Genomic DNA, 16,689 nt, shown 5'->3' with positions numbered 1-16,689 from the left:
CTCAATCTTCTATGCGCAGCGTCACGCGGACGTCGGTTTTGCCGTCTACAAGATGGCGTTCAATCTTAGCTTTCAATTGTCGTGCCGAGGCATCGAGCATCGCTTGACTGAAAGCATCTTCTTCAGTGTTCGCAACAGTGGAAACGACATTGTCCGCGACCCTGATCAACAGGCGTCCGTCAAGCCGCCTGATCTCGAGGTGGATGTCGCCTCCGGCCTCGCCGAGGCCACGCCGGACCACGTCGCCAATGAGCTCGTTCACGATGAGTGCTATTGGAGAGGCCTTGGTCGCCGGAACAATCACCTCGTGAAGCTCCGTCGTCAGCCTGACGTCGCCGCGCCTCAAGGCGCCGATTATGTCCGTGACGAGAGCATTCGCGAAATCCGCAACGTCGAAATGCCCGACGTCCTCGTCGTTGAGCAGCTTTCTCTGCACCGTGCTGAGCGCTTCTACCCGGTTAAGAATGGATTTCAACGTCCGTTTGGCGACGTCGTCTTCTGTCATCCGGGCCTGCAGCTTGACGATAGACGCGATCGTCATGAGGTTGTTCTTGACCCGGTGATCGACCTCATGGACGAGAGACGTCTTGGTGGCCAGCGCTTGCTTCAAATCGCTCGTACGTCGGGCGACCTCCTTCTCGGCAATATGCCTTGCACGAGCAAGTTCTGCCTCCTTGCTCTTGATGTGCGTGAAATCGAGCTGTGATGCGAAAAAGTATATAACCTCTCCAGCATCGTTCCTCACCGGACTGACGAAGAGTGCGTTCCAGAAGGTGCTGCCGTCCTTGCGGTAGTTGAGGATGTCGATGGAAAGGTCATGGGCTGTTTCGACCGCCTCCCTGATCTTCGCGACCGCCGCCCTGTCCGTTTCAGGGCCCTGAAGCATCCGGCAGTTCTGACCCACGAGCTCCTGTTGGGAATATCCCGTTAGTTCGGAGAATGCCCGATTGGAAAAGATGATCGGATTGTCGTCCTGCCTGGGATCGGTGATGATCATAGGCATGCGTGTTGCCTTGAAAGCGGCAGGAAAAGGATCTTCAGAGGCGTGCCCTCCGACAAGCCGGTCACCTGCCTCCTGAGCGCCTCGTACCTTGTTGATCTCGTCCATCAGTAGCTTCATCTGGTCAGTTGCCGAACGGAATGAATCAACTGCGCTTCCGGTTCCATGGCGATCTGGTATTCGCCCACGTTGCGGTCAGGAGCATCATGCCGGTCGGGTATTACGAGGCTTCAACGGCATCCTATCAGGCAGACGGACATGCCCGGTACAACGGGGCTGATCGCGCCGGACCGTTGCGGCTTAGACATCAATGCCTGTTCTTGGGCACACGCTCATCGCAAGCTGATGGAGATCACTCGCGACGGAACAGCATCTATTACCGGCGACGACTTCAAATGGATCGCCATGGTTTCGATCTGGTGCGCGAGGCATAAAGCGACGCTTAAGCGCTCCGCGTCGTCCTTGGAATGGTGAGACCGGCACGGGCTTTTGACGCTCGCTTTATTCCTGCTCCGCCATGCGATAACCCACGCCGGGTTCCGTACGCACGATCCGCGGCTGAGTGGGATCACGCTCGATCTTCTGCCGCAGCTGGCCGATGAAGACGCGGAGGTAATGCAGATCGTCGCCGTGGGCGGGGCCCCACACGGTCGTCAAAAGGGTGCGGTGGGTGACGACCCGGCCGGCATGGCGGGTGAGGAGAAGAAGGAGGTCATATTCCTTCGGCGTCAGATGCACCGTCTCGCTGTCTCGGCTGACGAGCCGCTTGATCGGGTTGATTGTGAGCCCGTCGATGTCGAAGACGGTCGGAATGGCATCGCGACGGCCACGATGACGAAGAGCGGTGCGGATGCGGGCTGTCAGTTCTCCGATCCCGAAGGGTTTCTCGACGTAGTCGTCGGCACCGAGATCGAGGGCCGCGATCTTCTCGCTCTCGCGGTCGCGGGCCGACAGGATGACAATCGGAATGTCCGACCATTGCCGAAGGCTCGCGATCACGTCCTTGCCGTCCATATCGGGCAGGCCCAGGTCGAGGATCACCAGGTCCGGTGCCTGGGTTGCAACGGCCTTCAAGGCTTCCGCGCCCGTGGCGGCTTCCAGCACTTCGTAGCCTGCTGCGGCCAAGGACGGTTTTAGAAAACGCTGGATCTGTGGCTCATCGTCGACCACGAGGATGCGTGGCTGGGTCATTGCGGCTCCGTTCTCGACGTCTTTTCGGCTTGCCGGAACCGCATGACAATACGCGTGCCGCGTTTCCGAAGAGCCGGGCTCTCCGCGTGGATCTTGCCACCCATTGCCTCGACGAAGCCACGTGCGATGGACAGACCGAGACCGGTCCCCGGCGCGCGGCCATCCGATTTTCCCCTGCGATAGAATTTTTCGAAGATGCGGTCCAGATCCTCGGGCGGAATACCCTTGCCGTGATCGGTGACGGAAACCAGCACATCTTGCCCGTCGCGGCGGGCGTAGACATTGATCGGCTCGTCACCGCCATATTTCACGGCATTGTCCAGGAGGTTGAACAGCACCTGCGCCAGAAGCACGCTGTCACCGCGAACGAGTGGAAGGTCGGCCGCAATGCCTGTCTCAATGATCCGGCCAGGGACGTATTTCCGGGTTCGCTCGACCGCGGACTGAACAACGTCGGCGACATCCACCCAATCCTGTTTCGGTTTCAGCGTTCCTGCTTCGATCCGGGTCATGTCCAGCAGGTTGGCGACAAAGCGGCTCATGCGGCCGCTCTCCTCCTCGATCGACTGCAAGAGATCGTCGCGATTTTCCGCTGTCATTCGACTGCCGAGCTGGCGCAGACCGGTGACCGCGCCGGTGATGGTCGCGAGAGGTGTGCGCAGGTCATGTGAGATCGAGGACAACAGGGCCTCGCGGTAGCGTTCGCCTTCCAGCCGTGCGGCCTGTTCCACCGTTTCGTCGGCAAGACGCGCCCGATCAAGTGCAATTGCTGTTTGATCAAGGATGGCGGTCAGGGAACGCTCGGCGTTGAGGTCGAGACGCGCGCCGGCATGTTCGATGCCGCACACCCCCACGATACCATGGGGTCCGAGCAGTGGGCGGAACTCGAAGCGGCTGTTGGGCAGCGTGCCCGTGCCGTGGCCGGCCGGCTCGCGCTTGTCCTGCGTCCAACGGGCGGCCGTCATATCGGTGACGTCGAGCTCGGTATCCGGCGGCCAGGCGGCGGCCACGCCGAGGTCACCCTTGCTCGGAACAAGCAGCACGACCTTGCGCTTCAGGCTGGCCTGCAATTGCGAGACCGCGAGCCAGATGGCGTCCTCACCCTTGGCCGTGCTGGCGAGCTTGCGGGAGAAATCATAGAGCGACTGCAGCGCAGTTGCCCGCACCCGCGCGACCTCTGCCTGTTCGCGGATCCGCGAGGTGAAGCCACCGGCAATCATCGCCACAGCGAGGAAGACCAGAAGTGCGAACACCTCGTGGGGGGCCGCGATCGTGAACGTGTGGACGGGGTCTATGAAGAGAAAATTATAAGCCATCCCCGACATGATCGCGGCAAGGAAAGCCCCGAGGTAACCACCGGAAACGGACGCTCCGAGCACAGCGAGCAGAAACAGGAGCGAGATGTTCGGCAAATCGACAAACACGTCGATGCCCTTGCCGATCAGGGCGGTCGCTGCCACGAAACCGACTGCCGACAGCGCCGACTGGCGCAGTGTCGTTGCCCTTGGCAACTGGAATGAAGATTGCCGCAGGTTACCCGCGGCGGTGTCGGGCGTTACGATATGGATGCCGACGCCAGACGCCTGGCGTGATAACGCATCGGGCAGCGATCGTGTGAAAAGCGTCTGCCAGCGGCTGCGCTTGCGCGTGCCGATCACGATCTGGGTGGCGTGCTCGCGCCGTGCAAGCTTCAGGATTTCCTCAACGAAGTCATTGCCGATGACGCGTCGCGTCTCCGCGCCAAGCTGTTCGGCAAGCCTGAAGACCGTTTCCATGCGCTGCAGGCGTTCCGGAGTTTCGACCTCTCGATCCGCCCGTTCGATGGAGACGACCAGCCAGGGCGCGTTGAGGCCGGAAGCGAGCCGGCTTGCCACCCGCACGACCTTCTCCGACAGCGGGTCGGAGCCGACGCACACCAGCAGGCGCTCGCCCGTTGCCCAGGGACCGTCGATCGCATTCTGCTTGAGATAGTCGACCATCTGGTCGTCGACGCGATCGGCTGTACGGCGAAGCGCGAGTTCCCGCAGTGCCGTCAGATTGCCAAGGCGGAAAAAACGATCCACGGCGCGGTTGGCGCTTTCGGGCAAATAGACCTTGCCCTCCTTTAGCCGCTCGATGAGTTCGGAGGGGGCGAGGTCGACCAGCAGCACCTCGTCGGCTCGCTTCAGAACGATGTCCGGCACACGCTCGCGCACCGTTACCCCAGTGATCTGGGCGACAAGATCAGCAAGACTTTCGAGGTGCTGGATGTTCATCGCGGTCCAGACGTCGATGCCGGCGGCGGTCAGTTCCTCGATGTCCTGGTGCCGCTTCGGGTGGCGGCTGTCTTCGGGGTTGGAATGGGCGAGCTCATCGACGATGACGATGCGCGGCCGCCGTTCGAGCGCGGCATCGAGGTCAAATTCCTCCAGCATGCGGCCGCGATGGGCAGTCCTGCGCCGGGGCAACATCTCAAGGCCTTCCAACAGGGCGGCCGTTTCGCCGCGGCCGTGGGTCTCGACCAGGCCGACAACCACGTCTACGCCATCCGCCTTGAGGCGTTTTGCCCGCGACAGCATTGCATAGGTTTTGCCGACGCCAGGAGCGGCCCCCAGAAAAACGGTCAGCTTGCCCCGGCGGTCCTTATCCGCCAGGGCAAGCAGGGCATCGGGATCGGGACGTCTAGCGTCCCTGCGGTCTTCATCCGCCATCCAGGTCTCACATCTTAAAGGGCATCGAGTGCCAGGTTGAGCTCTAGCACATTGACCCTTGCTTCACCGATAACGCCAAAGGTCGGATTTTCGGTTTGCTGCACGACAAGCGATGTGACGGCAGCGGGCTCCAATCCTCTCGCTTGCGCAACACGTGCGACTTGGGCGTTTGCAAAGGCGGGCGAGACATGCGGGTCGAGACCCGAACCGGAGGTCGTCACCGCATCGGCGGGGACGGGTTGTGTCATGCCGCTTTCTGCCAGCCGGGCGACATCGGCACTGACACGGTCCTTGAGCTTGGCCGAGGTCGTACCGAGGTTCGAGCCGGACGAGGCCGCCGCATTGTAGGCTTCCGGGCCGGTGGCGGAAGGACGGGGCCAGAAATAGCGGTCCGAGGTGAAGGTCTGGCCGATGAGCGTCGAGCCGATGATCGTACCTTCCCGGTCGATCAGGCTGCCGTTTGCCTGCCCGGGCATCACCGCCTTGGCGATGCCGGTGATGGCCAAGGGATAGGCCAGACCCGTCAGGAGGGTCATGGCAACAACAAGGGTGAGAGCGGGTCTGATTTGATTGAGCATGGTTACACCAGATGAAGGGCGCTGACGGCAAGGTCGATGACCTTGATGCCCGCGAAGGGAAGGACGAGCCCGCCGAGACCGTAGACCAGCAGGTTGCGACGAAGCAGCGAAGCGGCACCCGCCGGACGATAGGCAACGCCCTTGAGCGCCAGCGGGATCAGCGCCACGATGATCAGCGCATTGAAGATGACCGCCGACAGGATGGCCGATTGCGGCGAGGCAAGCCCCATGACGTTGAGCGCCGCAAGGGCCGGATAGGTGGCCACGAACAGCGCCGGGATGATCGCGAAGTATTTGGCCACGTCATTGGCAATCGAAAACGTCGTCAGCGACCCGCGCGTCATCAGGAGCTGCTTGCCGATCTCGACGATCTCGATGAGCTTGGTCGGGCTGGAATCGAGATCCACCATGTTGGCGGCCTCGCGGGCGGCCTGGGTGCCGGTCTGCATGGCGACCCCGACATCGGCCTGGGCGAGTGCCGGGGCGTCATTGGTGCCGTCTCCGCACATGGCGATCAGGCGACCGCCCTGCTGTTCGCGGCGGATATAGGCGAGCTTGTCCTCCGGGGTCGCCTGGGCGAGGAAATCATCGACGCCGGCTTCAGACGCGATGGCGGCTGCCGTGACCGGGTTGTCGCCGGTCACCATGACCGTACGAATGCCCATGGCGCGCAGTGCTGCAAAGCGTTCCTTGATGCCGGGCTTGACGACGTCCTTGAGGTGGATGACGCCGAGCAGACGGTTTCCGTCGGCAACGCCGAGCGGCGTACCGCCGGAGCGGGCGACCTGGTCGACGGCGCGGCGGAATTCGGCCGGCGCGTCCTGTTCGGTGAGGCCGGCGAATTTCAGGACCGCGTCGACGGCGCCCTTGCGCAGGCGGCGCGAACCGATGTCGACGCCCGACAGGCGGGTTTCGGCAGTGAAGCCGATGACCGCGTCGAACTCGGCCTTTGGCATCGGCACACCGAATTCACCCGTCGCCAGTGCCACGACCGAGCGCCCCTCGGGCGTTTCGTCGGACAGCGAGGCAATGAGGGCGGCTTCCGCGAGTTCGGCAGGTGTCACGCCCGGAGCGGGAAGGAAGTCGCTGGCCATGCGGTTGCCGAAGGTGATCGTGCCTGTCTTGTCGAGGAGGAGCGTGTCGACGTCGCCAGCAGCTTCGACGGCGCGGCCGGAGGTGGCGATCACGTTGAAGCGCACCAGGCGGTCCATGCCGGCAATGCCGATGGCTGACAGCAGCCCGCCGATCGTAGTCGGGATCAGCGTGACGAGCAGGGCTGCCAGCACGGTGACCGAGAGCACCGTGCCGGAATAGCCGGCGAGGCCCCAGATCGCGACGCAGACGAAGAGGAAGATCAGGGTGAGGCCCGACAGCAGGATCGACAGGGCGATCTCGTTCGGGGTCTTCTGCCGCTGGGCGCCCTCGATCAGCGCAATCATGCGATCGACGAAGGAAGAGCCGGGCTGGACGGTGATCCTGATCTTGATCTCGTCGGACAGAACCTGCGTGCCGCCTGTCACGGCCGAGCGGTCCCCGCCGGATTCGCGGATGACGGGCGCGGATTCGCCGGTGATCGCACTTTCGTTCACCGAGGCGACGCCTTCGATCACCTCACCGTCGCCGGGGATCAACTCGCCGGCCGCGACAAGCACGATATCACCGATCTTGAGGCTGCTCGCGGGGATGGGGTCCGTCTGGCCGTTGGCGCCGAGCCGGCGAGCGACGAGTTCGGACTTGGTCTTCTTCAGACTGTCGGCCTGGGCGCGGCCACGACCCTCCGCCACGGCTTCGGCGAAGGTGGCGAAGAGCACGGTGAACCAGAGCCAGGCGGCAATCTGGCCGGAAAAACTGGCCTCGCCCGGATTGGTGGCGAGGTCGCGGATGAAGAGGATCGTCACGACGAGAGCGACGACTTCGGTGACGAAGATCACCGGATTGCGCAGGAGTTTGCGCGGATCGAGCTTGACGAACGCGTCGCGGATCGCCGGAAGCAGGATCGACGGGTCGAGAAGACTGGGAGCCTTATGGTCCTTGGACATGTTGGTTCCTTAAAAGGTCTGGCCGGCGAGCATGGCGAAGTGTTCGACGATGGGGCCGAGCACCAGGGCAGGCAGGAATTGCAGACCGCCGAGAATGAGGATGATGCCGATCAGGAGCCCGACGAAGAGCGGGCCGTCGGTCGGGAAGGTGCCGGCAGACGCCGGCGACTTCACCTTGGCGGCGAGCGACCCCGCGATTGCCATGACCGGCACGACATAGGCGAAGCGGCCAAGCAGCATCGCGATGCCGAGCGTCGTGTTGTACCAGGGCGTGTTGCCGGTGAGCCCCCCGAAGGCCGAGCCGTTGTTGCCGGCAGCCGACGTATAGGCATAGAGGATCTCCGACAGGCCGTGCGGGCCTGATGTTCCGACGCTCGCCACCGCAAAGGGCAGCATGGCCGAAACGGCCGTGAAGCCGAGGATGACCAGCGGCAGGATGAGCACGGCGAGCATGGCGAACTTCATCTCGCGACCCTCGATCTTCTTGCCGAGGAATTCCGGCGTACGTCCAACCATCAGGCCGGCGACGAAGACGGAGAGCACCGCAAAGACGAGCATGCCGTAGAGGCCAGAGCCGACGCCGCCCGGCAGAACTTCGCCAAGCTGGATCAGAAACATCGGCACCAGGCCACCGAGCCCGGTAAACGAGCCGTGCATGCCATTGACGCCGCCATCCGACAGTCCGGTCGTCACCGCGGCATAGAGCGCGGTCATGGCCTGGCCGAAGCGGACTTCCTTGCCTTCCATATTGCCAAGTGCGGGATCGACGCCGATGGACGTCAGGATGGTGTTGCCCTGGGCTTCGGCCCAGTAGACGATAGCTACACCGGATATCAGCAGGACGGCCATGGCCGAGATCAGGGCCCATCCCTGCCTGCGGTTTCCGACCATCTGGCCGAAGGTGTAGACCATGGCCGCCGAGATCGACAGCATGGCGAAGATGTTGAGATAGTTCGACCAGGCGGTCGGGTTCTCGAAGGGATGGGCTGCATTGACGTTGAAGAAGCCGCCGCCATTGGTGCCGAGCTGCTTGATCGCTTCCTGGGAAGCGGCGGGGCCGAGCGAGATCACCTGGTTGGCGCCTTCCAGCGTCGTGGCCGTCACCGAGGCATCGAGCGTCTGGGGCAGGCCCATGGCAACGAAGGCGAGGGCGACGACGATGGCGAGCGGCAGGAGCACGTAGAGGGTGGCTCTGGTCATGTCGACCCAGAAGTTGCCGAGCGTCGCGACCCTGGAGCGGGCGAGAGCGCGGGTGAAAGCCACGGCGAGTGCCATGCCGGTCGCAGCCGAGAGGAAATTCTGCACGGTGAGGCCTGCCATCTGGGAAAAATGGCTCATCGTCGTCTCGCCGGCATAGTTCTGCCAGTTGGTATTGGTGACGAAGGAGACGGCGGTGTTGAAGGCGAGATCGGCCGGCACGGCCGGAAAGCCCTGCGGGTTCAGCGGCAGGTAGGCCTGTAGTCGCAGCATGGCGTAAAGCGCGATGAAACCGGCCAGCGAAAAGGCGAGCATGGCAAGCGTATAGCCGAGCCAACTCTGTTCCTTCTCGGGGTTGATGCCACTCACGCGATAAAGATCTCTCTCCACTCGGCCGAGCACGGGTGAAAGAATGCTCCGCTCGCCGGAAAACACCCGTGCCATGTAGAGGCCAAGTGGTTTGACGACGAGAAGGACGGCGAGGAAGAGGAAGCTGATCTGCAGCCATCCGATAAGGGTCATGGATCTACTCCCGATCAGAAACGCTCGGGACGCAGAAGCGTCACGACGAGATAGATGCCAAGGGCGATGGCGACGAAGAGGCCGAAGAGGGGTTCAAGCATTTCTGCATCCCTCACAGTCGGTCGAGGGCGCGGGCATAGAGGGCAAGCACGACAAGCGTGCCGCCGCCAAGCGCGAGGAAGATGAGGTCGGACATGTCCGTGTCTCCTGTTGATATGGAGACAGCATTAGGGGTGTTTCAGGTCAGGCTTCGATTGCGAAGGCGCAGCAGGAGAATAAAGAAAAGATAAGGATGCACTCCAACGGTCACCGATCGCCCCTTCCATGAGGTTCGCAGGCGGTCGTGACTGCTGCCTGCCTGTTCAGCCGGCGACCAGTCAATGTCATCATCAGCGCTCTAAATTAGCCGTCGGAAACGCCTGATTAAGGTTTTCTTTCTATTAACGGGTCTGGTGTGACAGCTTGTTGATCGGTCCTGCGTAACATGCAAAAATCCCTCTATCCCGCCTCCATCCTTCCATCAGAGCAGTCTGAATCCTCGGTCGACGTGACGGTGGTTCACGCGACCGGTGTGTCGTCGCCAGATGCCATCATTCTGGATCCGGATCAGCTTCCCAGCTGGCAAAGACCCTTCGTCTTGAAGCCGAACGTGCGGTTCACTCGCACGCCTGGACGCTCTGTTCGTAATCTCGAGCCGGCATCTGTTGCGCTGGCTGGACCTGACCTCGGCGTGGCGATACCCTCCGTCGAACCTTGGTCCGAGCCGCAGGTTGAGGTTCCAGCTCTCGTCGATCAGGCGAGTGGGCCCAGCAACGCAAATCCTTCGCCGGAACCCGTCTCCTTGATTGTCGGCTCGCCGGTCAGTCTCTTGCAAATGCGGCTCGCAAGCTCGTTGCAGGGGCGGACCGCCGCGCTGACGATGGCGGCTGCGGGACAAGCAAGGGCTGCGACGTCCGCCGTTCCTATGCCGAGTGTCTCGACGCAACCAGCCGGTCGGCGTGACGATGCCAAGCGGTCTGAAGCGGCACAGGTTTCCGTCGCCGGAGGAGCGCTGGATGCTGCTCCCCGTGTGGCCGTTCGCCAAGATCTTGCCGCTTCGAAACGCGCCTTTCCGGCAATGCCGGATCACCTGCTTTGGGAGATGATCAGCCTTGGGCTGTCGGATGCCGAGGAGGCTCCCTTGGAGGTGGTCACTGCAAAACGCCAGCCAGCGGCTTCCGTGACGACGAAAGCAGAGCGCCTGCTGCAGGAGAACCCAACCCCGCAGCCGCCGTCATTCAATGCTCCCGCGGTCCGGGCCCCTGAAGTCATCGCCCCTGAAGTCCTGCCTCCCGCAGATGGTGGCGAGCAGGCGGGTCGATCAGCCGTTCATCTTTACCGGCAGGTCGCGCTTCGCACCGTAACCGTCCAAGCAACGGCTTCTGCGCCGACAGAACCGTTGGCTGCACCTCTTGCGACCGCGGCTTCGGCCTTGAGGCCAGCCGAGGACGTACAGAGCTTTCGCCGCTCTGCTCGCCGCACGGCGCTGGGGCTGACACCCACCAGCATCCGCGCTTCGGACGACTACCTCTTTCCGTCGGTCGATCTGCTGCAGTCCCCGGGCCTGCGCCAGTCCCAGGACATGAGCCAGGAGGCGCTGGAGCAAAGCGCCGGGCTCTTGGAAAGCGTGCTGGAAGACTTCGGGGTCAAAGGCGAGATCATCGACGTTCGCCCGGGTCCGGTCGTGACCCTCTACGAATTTGCACCAGCGCCCGGCGTCAAGTCCTCGCGCATTATCAACCTGTCGGACGATATCGCGCGGTCGATGTCGGCACTTTCGGCGCGCGTGGCCGTGGTGCCAGGACGCAATGTGATCGGCATCGAGCTGCCCAATCAGGTCCGCGATACTGTCTATCTTCGCGAACTGATCGAGAGCAGCAATTACGTTGCGACCGATTACCGGCTGCCGCTCTGCCTGGGCAAGACCATTGGCGGGGAAGCTGTCATCGCCGAGCTGGCCAAGATGCCGCATCTCCTGGTGGCGGGAACGACTGGCTCTGGTAAATCGGTCGCGATCAATACGATGATCCTGTCGCTGATCTATCATCTGAGCCCGGACGAATGCCGGCTGATCATGGTGGATCCGAAGATGCTCGAGCTCTCGGTCTACGACGGCATACCGCACCTTCTGACCCCCGTCGTCACAGATTCCAAGAAGGCGGTGCTGGCGCTGAAATGGGCGGTGCGCGAGATGGAAGAGCGCTACCGCAAGATGTCGCGGCTTGGCGTGCGCAATATCGACGGCTTCAACAGCCGTGTCGGCGAGGCGCGCAGCAAGGGCGAGACCATTCTGGTCAGCGTGCCCTGCGGGTTCGATAAAGGTACCGGTGAGCCGCTCTTCGAAGACCAGGAGCTCGACCTGTCGCCGTTGCCGTTCATCGTGATCATCGTTGACGAGATGGCCGACCTCATGATGGTGGCCGGCAAGGAGATAGAAGGTGCGATCCAGAGGCTCGCCCAGATGGCGCGTGCCGCCGGCATCCATCTGATCATGGCGACCCAGAGGCCATCGGTCGACGTCATCACCGGCACGATCAAGGCAAACTTCCCGACCCGCATCTCCTTCCAGGTCACGTCCAAGATCGACAGCCGGACGATCCTCGGCGAACAGGGTGCAGAGCATCTCCTGGGGCAGGGGGACATGCTGCATATGACCGGCGGCGGTCGCATCGCCCGGGTGCATGGTCCCTTCGTCTCGGATTACGAGGTGGAGAAGGTCGTCGCGCATCTCAAGGCGCAAGGGCAGCCGGCGTATCTTGGTGGGGTGACGGAAGACGAGGAAGGCCACGCGGAGGAAGGTGATGATCCCGCCGTCTTCGACCAGTCTTCCATGGCGGGCGAAGGCAGTGCCGACGAGCTCTACGAGCGGGCCATCCAGATCGTCCAGCGCGACAAGAAGTGCTCGACCTCCTACATCCAGCGTCGGTTGTCCGTCGGCTACAACCGCGCGGCATCCCTGGTCGAGCGGATGGAGCAGGAGGGTCTTGTGGGGCCCCCGAACCATGTCGGCAAGCGCGAGATCCTTTCATCAACCGCCCCGGTGCAGGTCGGGCCGGAAGGTTGAGGCTGATCGGGATTGACGAGATCTGGGTCGCATGGCTGCGACAGCATCGTCCGATGCTCTCCCTTGTCACCGGAAAGGCACGTCAGGGACGGGAGAGCCACCCGGGCGCTGGCTCAGGTGTCGCTCTTCCTTCGAGCTCGGGGTAACCGGCCGCTTCGACCGGCTACCTCGACGATCCGCTCGAACAGGCGCAGCGGCTCGTCGCCGGTCATGCCGGCAGCGTCGCACACGAGCCGGTCTTCCCGACGGACCGCTCCGGCCTCTCTCGTCAATGCCGCGATCACCTTTGCCGGCGTCTTCTCTGTGAGCGTCATCGCCAGCGCTTTCGGACCGGCCTCCAGCCGGGCAATCCCCAATCGTCCTGCCGCAAGCTGCAGCCGTGTCGTCCGCAACAGAAGCAGCACGTCCGCCGGCGGCACGCCGAACCGGTCCTCGAGCTCCTCTTCCAGGTCGTCCATTTCCGTCGGCGCGGCAGCTCGAAAAAGTTTGGCGTAGAGATTGAGCCGGACGGCCGGATCCGACACATAGTCCGCCGGGATCGTCCCGGTGAGGCCGAGGTTCAGAACGGCCCGATGGCGCTTTCCCGATGTCTGCTTGCGCAATTTCGCGACGGCGCCTGCCAGCAGTGTCCGGTAGAGGCCGACGCCAATCGCCCGCATGTGACCCGCCTGATCCTCGCCAGCGATGTCGCCTCCGCCGCGCAGATCAAGGTCGCGCAAGCTGATCGCCAGGCCACTGCCGAGGCGATCGTTCTCGACGAGGGTCGAGAGCCGCAAGCGCGTCTCCTCGGCAACGGCGGCGTCTTCCTGCGTCAGCAGGGTTGCCATACCCTGCCTGCCGCCGCGCCCCACCCGTCCGCGCAACTGGTGGAGCTGCGCCAGCCCGAACCGTTCCGCATGCCAGACGAACATCGTGTTGGCGCGCGGCACATCGAGGCCGTTTTCGATGATATTGGTGGCGAGCAGCACATCGCCGTCGCCGTCGGCAAAGCCGACGATCACCTCGTCGATGGCCGCGGCCGGCATTTTGCCGTGCGCGACCTTGACCGAAAGCTCCGGAACGATCCGCCGCAGGATCGCCTCGACCTCTTCGATGTCCTCGATACGCGGCACCACGACGAAGCTCTGTCCGCCGCGACGATGTTCGCGCATCAGGCCGATCCGCAAGGATGCGCTGTCGAAGGTTGCAAGCCCGGTGCGGACAGGCCGGCGTCTGGAGGGCGGTGTCGTCAGAAGGCTCACCTCCTGAACACCGACCATCGCCGACTGCAGCGTCCGCGGGATCGGTGTGGCCGACATGGCAAGCGTGTGAAGGGACGGCGCCAGCGCGGTCATCGCCCGCTTTTCTTTCAGTCCGAAGCGGTGCTCTTCATCGACGATGAGCAGTGCAAGCCGAGCGAAACGCACATCCTTGGCAAGAATGGCCTGGGTTGCGACGATGACGCCAATCTGGCCTTCTGCGAGCGCCGCCTTCACCTGTTTTGCGGCGTCCGGCTTGACCAACCGCGACAGCATGCCGACAGCGATGCCGGTCCCTGCGAAGCGGTGCTCGAAGGTGGCGAAGTGCTGGCGCGCCAGCACGGTGGTGGGGGCGATGACGACCACCTGTCCGCCGGCAAGGGCAACCGCTGCGGCGGCGCGCAGAGCAATCTCCGTCTTGCCGAAGCCGACATCCCCGCAGATCAGGCGGTTCATCGCCTGGCCGGAGGCGAGATCGGCGGTGACGGCGCGGATGGCCTCGGCCTGATCGGAGGTTTCCGCGAAGGGAAAACGTCGCGTAAAAGCCGAAAATGCGGCGCGAGGCGGCACGAACTTCTCCGACTGCGCGAGTTGCCTCTGCCTTGCGACGGTCGCAAGATGACGTGCGGTGGACTGGATGTCCTTCGCGATCTTGTCGCGCTTCTTCTGCCATGCCTCGGTGTGAAGCCGGTCAAGTGTCACGGACTCTGCGTCTGAGCCATAGCGCCACAGTTTGCCGAACTCCTCCATCGGCACGAGGATCGAGCCTCCGTCGCGGTATTCCAGACGCGCGGCGTCGCGGCAGACACCCTCCACCGTGATGCTCTCGAGGTCTTTCAGAACGCCGACGCCGTGGTCCTCGTGAACCACGACGTCGCCAATGCGAAGCTCCGGCTCGGCCAGAAGCCCAGCGGAGCTGGTGATGCCACTCGTCCCGTCGGCGGCGACGACAACAGCTATGTTGTGCGCAGCATCGACGAATCCCTGCTGAAGGTCGCAGTCCAGCTTCAGCAGTGATCCGGCGCCGGTCTGCAGGACGGTGTCCCAGCTGTCGACGGGCCGAACGTCCGTCCCAGTTGCCTTTGCCAGACGCCGACCGAGCGCGTCGGCTCCCTTGCCCTTTCCGGCGATGACGGTCTTTCGCCCCTGCTGCAGGCCATCCTGCACGAATTGCACCAGCCGTCTGCGCAAGCCAGCGTTGACGGTGTCTGCCGGCAGGTCGCTGCCTTGCTCAAGGTCCAGCACGCCTGTCGCCGCGCTGCCGGCGTACCGGTCCCATTCGGCAGGATCGAGGTAGAGCGAGCGAAGCGAGAGGCTGTCCGGCTCGCCGAAATTCTTCCGGGACTGTCGCGCGTCTTCGATGATGTCCAGGTGCCGCTTAACCCTTTCGCCGCAACCCGGAGCGAACACCAGGGAGGTATTGCCCAGGATGTCGAACACGGCCGGCATCTCGGCATATTGGCGGCAGAGGACGCGCTCCATCGTGTCCGGCGTCGGCGCCAGCGCCTCCGGTTCGTTCTCGCTTCGGACCGCCTCGGAAGCCGGCCCGAAGATGACCGTATCGAGAAAGCTCTCCGTTCGCTGCGAGACCCGGTCATAACCCCGCAGTTCCAGGAGGAGATCGTCTTCCGCCAGGACGATCCGCATCGGACCTGGTGCGCCGGCGGGATAGATGTCGATGACGCCCTCGCGAACCGCGACTTCGCCAGGATCGTCGGCGACGCCTTCCTCCACGTAGCCGGTCCGCCGGATAAAGTCCGAAAAAGCGTCGCGGTCGAACGTCGTGCCGACCACCAGTTCAAGCTGGCTTTCCTCTATGACCTTCGCCGGCGGAATGCGTTGCAGCATCGCCTCCAGCGAGGTCAGCAACAGTCTCGGGGCGTCGCAGGGTCTGTTCCAGATCCGCAGAGCATCCATTCGCCGTCCCATGCAGTGGCGCGAAGGTGGCACACGATCGTAGGGAAGACAGTCCCAGGGCGGCAGAACAACAAGGCCGATGTCAGGAAAGAGGGTGCTGACGGCTTCGGCAATGGTTTCGGCCGCGCTTTCGCTCAGTGCCACATAGCACAGCGATCGCCCCGACTTTCGCAGCGAAGCGGCCAACCTGGTTGCCACCAGGCCGGGAGGCAGCTTGACACCTGGCGCCTCTTCGACCGCGGCGAGGGACGTGACGGAAATTTCATCTTTGTACTCAACGACCTTCACATCAACCTGCCATTCTGCCGCCGGCAATCTGCCGGCCTGCAAGAACCCGGTCGTGATCGGCTTGTTCCATGCTGAAGGCTTCGATCACTCGTTATGCCGAGCATCGCAGGACACGCGATCCGCCAGAACATGAGACCGGGCAGGCTGATCGCGTGGCGGGCCGGCAGATTCAGGGTGTGCGTTGGCTGGAGCAGAGGAGATCGCAGGCCGTCTCGGCTCAGTGCCTGCGATCAACGTTCCGGCAGATGGCCACCCCATGTCGTGACGACTTCGTCAGCGCGCCGCCCAGTCTGCCCCGCGGCGGAAAATTTCGCGCATCTGCGGCACCTCGAATTCCTGCGCCACATGGCCGAGCGATGAGTAGAAGACCCGGCCCTTGCCGTATTGGCGCTTCCAGACGACCGGCATGACGACGCCGTCGATCCACCAGGCGTGTTCGCCGGTAAAGGTCGTCGTCGCCAGCACCTCGTTGGAGGGGTCGACATGCATGTAGTATTGCTCCGAGTGATAGGGGAAGTCGGAGATCCCCTCCATGAGCGGGTCGTCGGGCCGGGTGATGTTGACGGTATAGTCGATGATGTTGCCCGGATGGGCGACCCACTGGCCACCGACGATGAACTGGTATTCGACGCATTCGCGGAAAGCGTCGCCCGCACCGCCATGATAGCCCGCCAGGCCGACGCCGTTCTCGATTGCGGTGGCGAGGTTCTTGGCCTCCTCCTTCTCGATCTTCGACATCGTCATGATCGGCACGATCAGCGAGAGATCGTGGATCGATGGATCTGCGAAGGCTTCCGTGCTGCGCTCGACATAGACCTTGAAGCCGTCCTGCTGGAGCATGTCCTTGATGACTTCGGCGCATTGTTCCGGTTCGTGGCCGCTCCAGCCACCCCAGACGATCAGGGCTTCACGCATTTTAACTCCTC

11 protein-coding genes are annotated in these 16,689 nt (G+C 63.2%); 2 read left to right on the top strand and 9 right to left on the bottom strand.

What is annotated here, in order from left to right; genetic code table 11:
• Position 1: 1 nt before the first annotated feature.
• A complete protein-coding gene (locus M1E10_RS23470) occupies positions 2 to 1,108 on the bottom strand; it encodes a histidine kinase dimerization/phosphoacceptor domain -containing protein (RefSeq protein WP_499175189.1) in 1,107 nt (368 codons plus the stop codon).
• A 150-nt stretch (positions 1,109 to 1,258) separates the two neighbouring features.
• Here M1E10_RS23470 and M1E10_RS23465 point away from each other — a divergent pair, with 150 nt between their 5' ends.
• The gene (locus M1E10_RS23465) at positions 1,259 to 1,474 is read left to right on the top strand and encodes a hypothetical protein (RefSeq protein ID WP_499175188.1); all 216 of its coding nucleotides are present in this window, start codon (positions 1,259 to 1,261) and stop codon (positions 1,472 to 1,474) included.
• A gap of 27 nt (positions 1,475 to 1,501) precedes the next feature.
• Here the strand turns inward: M1E10_RS23465 and M1E10_RS23460 are convergent, their stop codons facing one another.
• Genes M1E10_RS23460 through kdpF form a run of 6 tightly spaced genes read right to left on the bottom strand, consistent with a single transcriptional unit; the run spans position 1,502 to position 9,333 of the window.
• Positions 1,502 to 2,191 carry a response regulator transcription factor KdpE gene (locus tag M1E10_RS23460; RefSeq protein ID WP_499175187.1) on the bottom strand — a complete coding sequence of 230 codons (690 nt, stop codon included), beginning with the start codon at positions 2,189 to 2,191 and terminating at the stop codon, positions 1,502 to 1,504.
• Entirely contained in the window at positions 2,188 to 4,881 is a 2,694-nt protein-coding gene (locus tag M1E10_RS23455; RefSeq protein ID WP_499175186.1) for a KdpD family sensor histidine kinase, read from the bottom strand. Before M1E10_RS23455 ends, M1E10_RS23460 begins: the two co-directional genes overlap by 4 nt.
• A 14-nt stretch (positions 4,882 to 4,895) precedes the next feature.
• Positions 4,896 to 5,459 (bottom strand): potassium-transporting ATPase subunit C, encoded by a 564-nt coding sequence (gene kdpC, locus M1E10_RS23450; RefSeq protein ID WP_499175185.1) that lies wholly within the window; start codon positions 5,457 to 5,459, stop codon positions 4,896 to 4,898.
• 2 nt (positions 5,460 to 5,461) lie between these two features.
• Entirely contained in the window at positions 5,462 to 7,498 is a 2,037-nt protein-coding gene (kdpB, locus tag M1E10_RS23445; protein WP_499175184.1) for a potassium-transporting ATPase subunit KdpB, read from the bottom strand.
• 9 nt (positions 7,499 to 7,507) lie between these two features.
• Positions 7,508 to 9,217: a potassium-transporting ATPase subunit KdpA gene (gene kdpA, locus M1E10_RS23440; protein ID WP_499175183.1), complete on the bottom strand. Its 1,710-nt coding sequence runs from the start codon at positions 9,215 to 9,217 to the stop codon at positions 7,508 to 7,510.
• 14 nt (positions 9,218 to 9,231) lie between these two features.
• On the bottom strand, positions 9,232 to 9,333 hold the full coding sequence (kdpF, locus tag M1E10_RS23435) for a K(+)-transporting ATPase subunit F (protein ID WP_499175182.1): 102 nt from the start codon (positions 9,331 to 9,333) through the stop codon (positions 9,232 to 9,234).
• 368 nt (positions 9,334 to 9,701) lie between these two features.
• On the opposite strand from kdpF, the gene M1E10_RS23430 reads away from it, so the two are divergent.
• Complete coding sequence (locus tag M1E10_RS23430) at positions 9,702 to 12,320, top strand: DNA translocase FtsK (RefSeq protein WP_499175181.1); 2,619 nt, start codon at positions 9,702 to 9,704, stop codon at positions 12,318 to 12,320.
• A gap of 113 nt (positions 12,321 to 12,433) precedes the next feature.
• Here the strand turns inward: M1E10_RS23430 and M1E10_RS23425 are convergent, their stop codons facing one another.
• Positions 12,434 to 15,763 carry a transcription-repair coupling factor family protein gene (locus M1E10_RS23425; protein WP_499175180.1) on the bottom strand — a complete coding sequence of 1,110 codons (3,330 nt, stop codon included), beginning with the start codon at positions 15,761 to 15,763 and terminating at the stop codon, positions 12,434 to 12,436.
• 273 nt (positions 15,764 to 16,036) lie between these two features.
• On the bottom strand, positions 16,037 to 16,678 hold the full coding sequence (locus M1E10_RS23420; protein ID WP_499175179.1) for a ThuA domain-containing protein: 642 nt from the start codon (positions 16,676 to 16,678) through the stop codon (positions 16,037 to 16,039).
• Positions 16,679 to 16,689 lie beyond the last annotated feature (11 nt).

The organism is Rhizobium sp. PK7-22 (assembly GCF_056530405.1).
The sequence above is the reverse complement of the archived record's forward strand: the minus strand, read 5'-3'. Positions and strand labels throughout refer to the sequence as shown.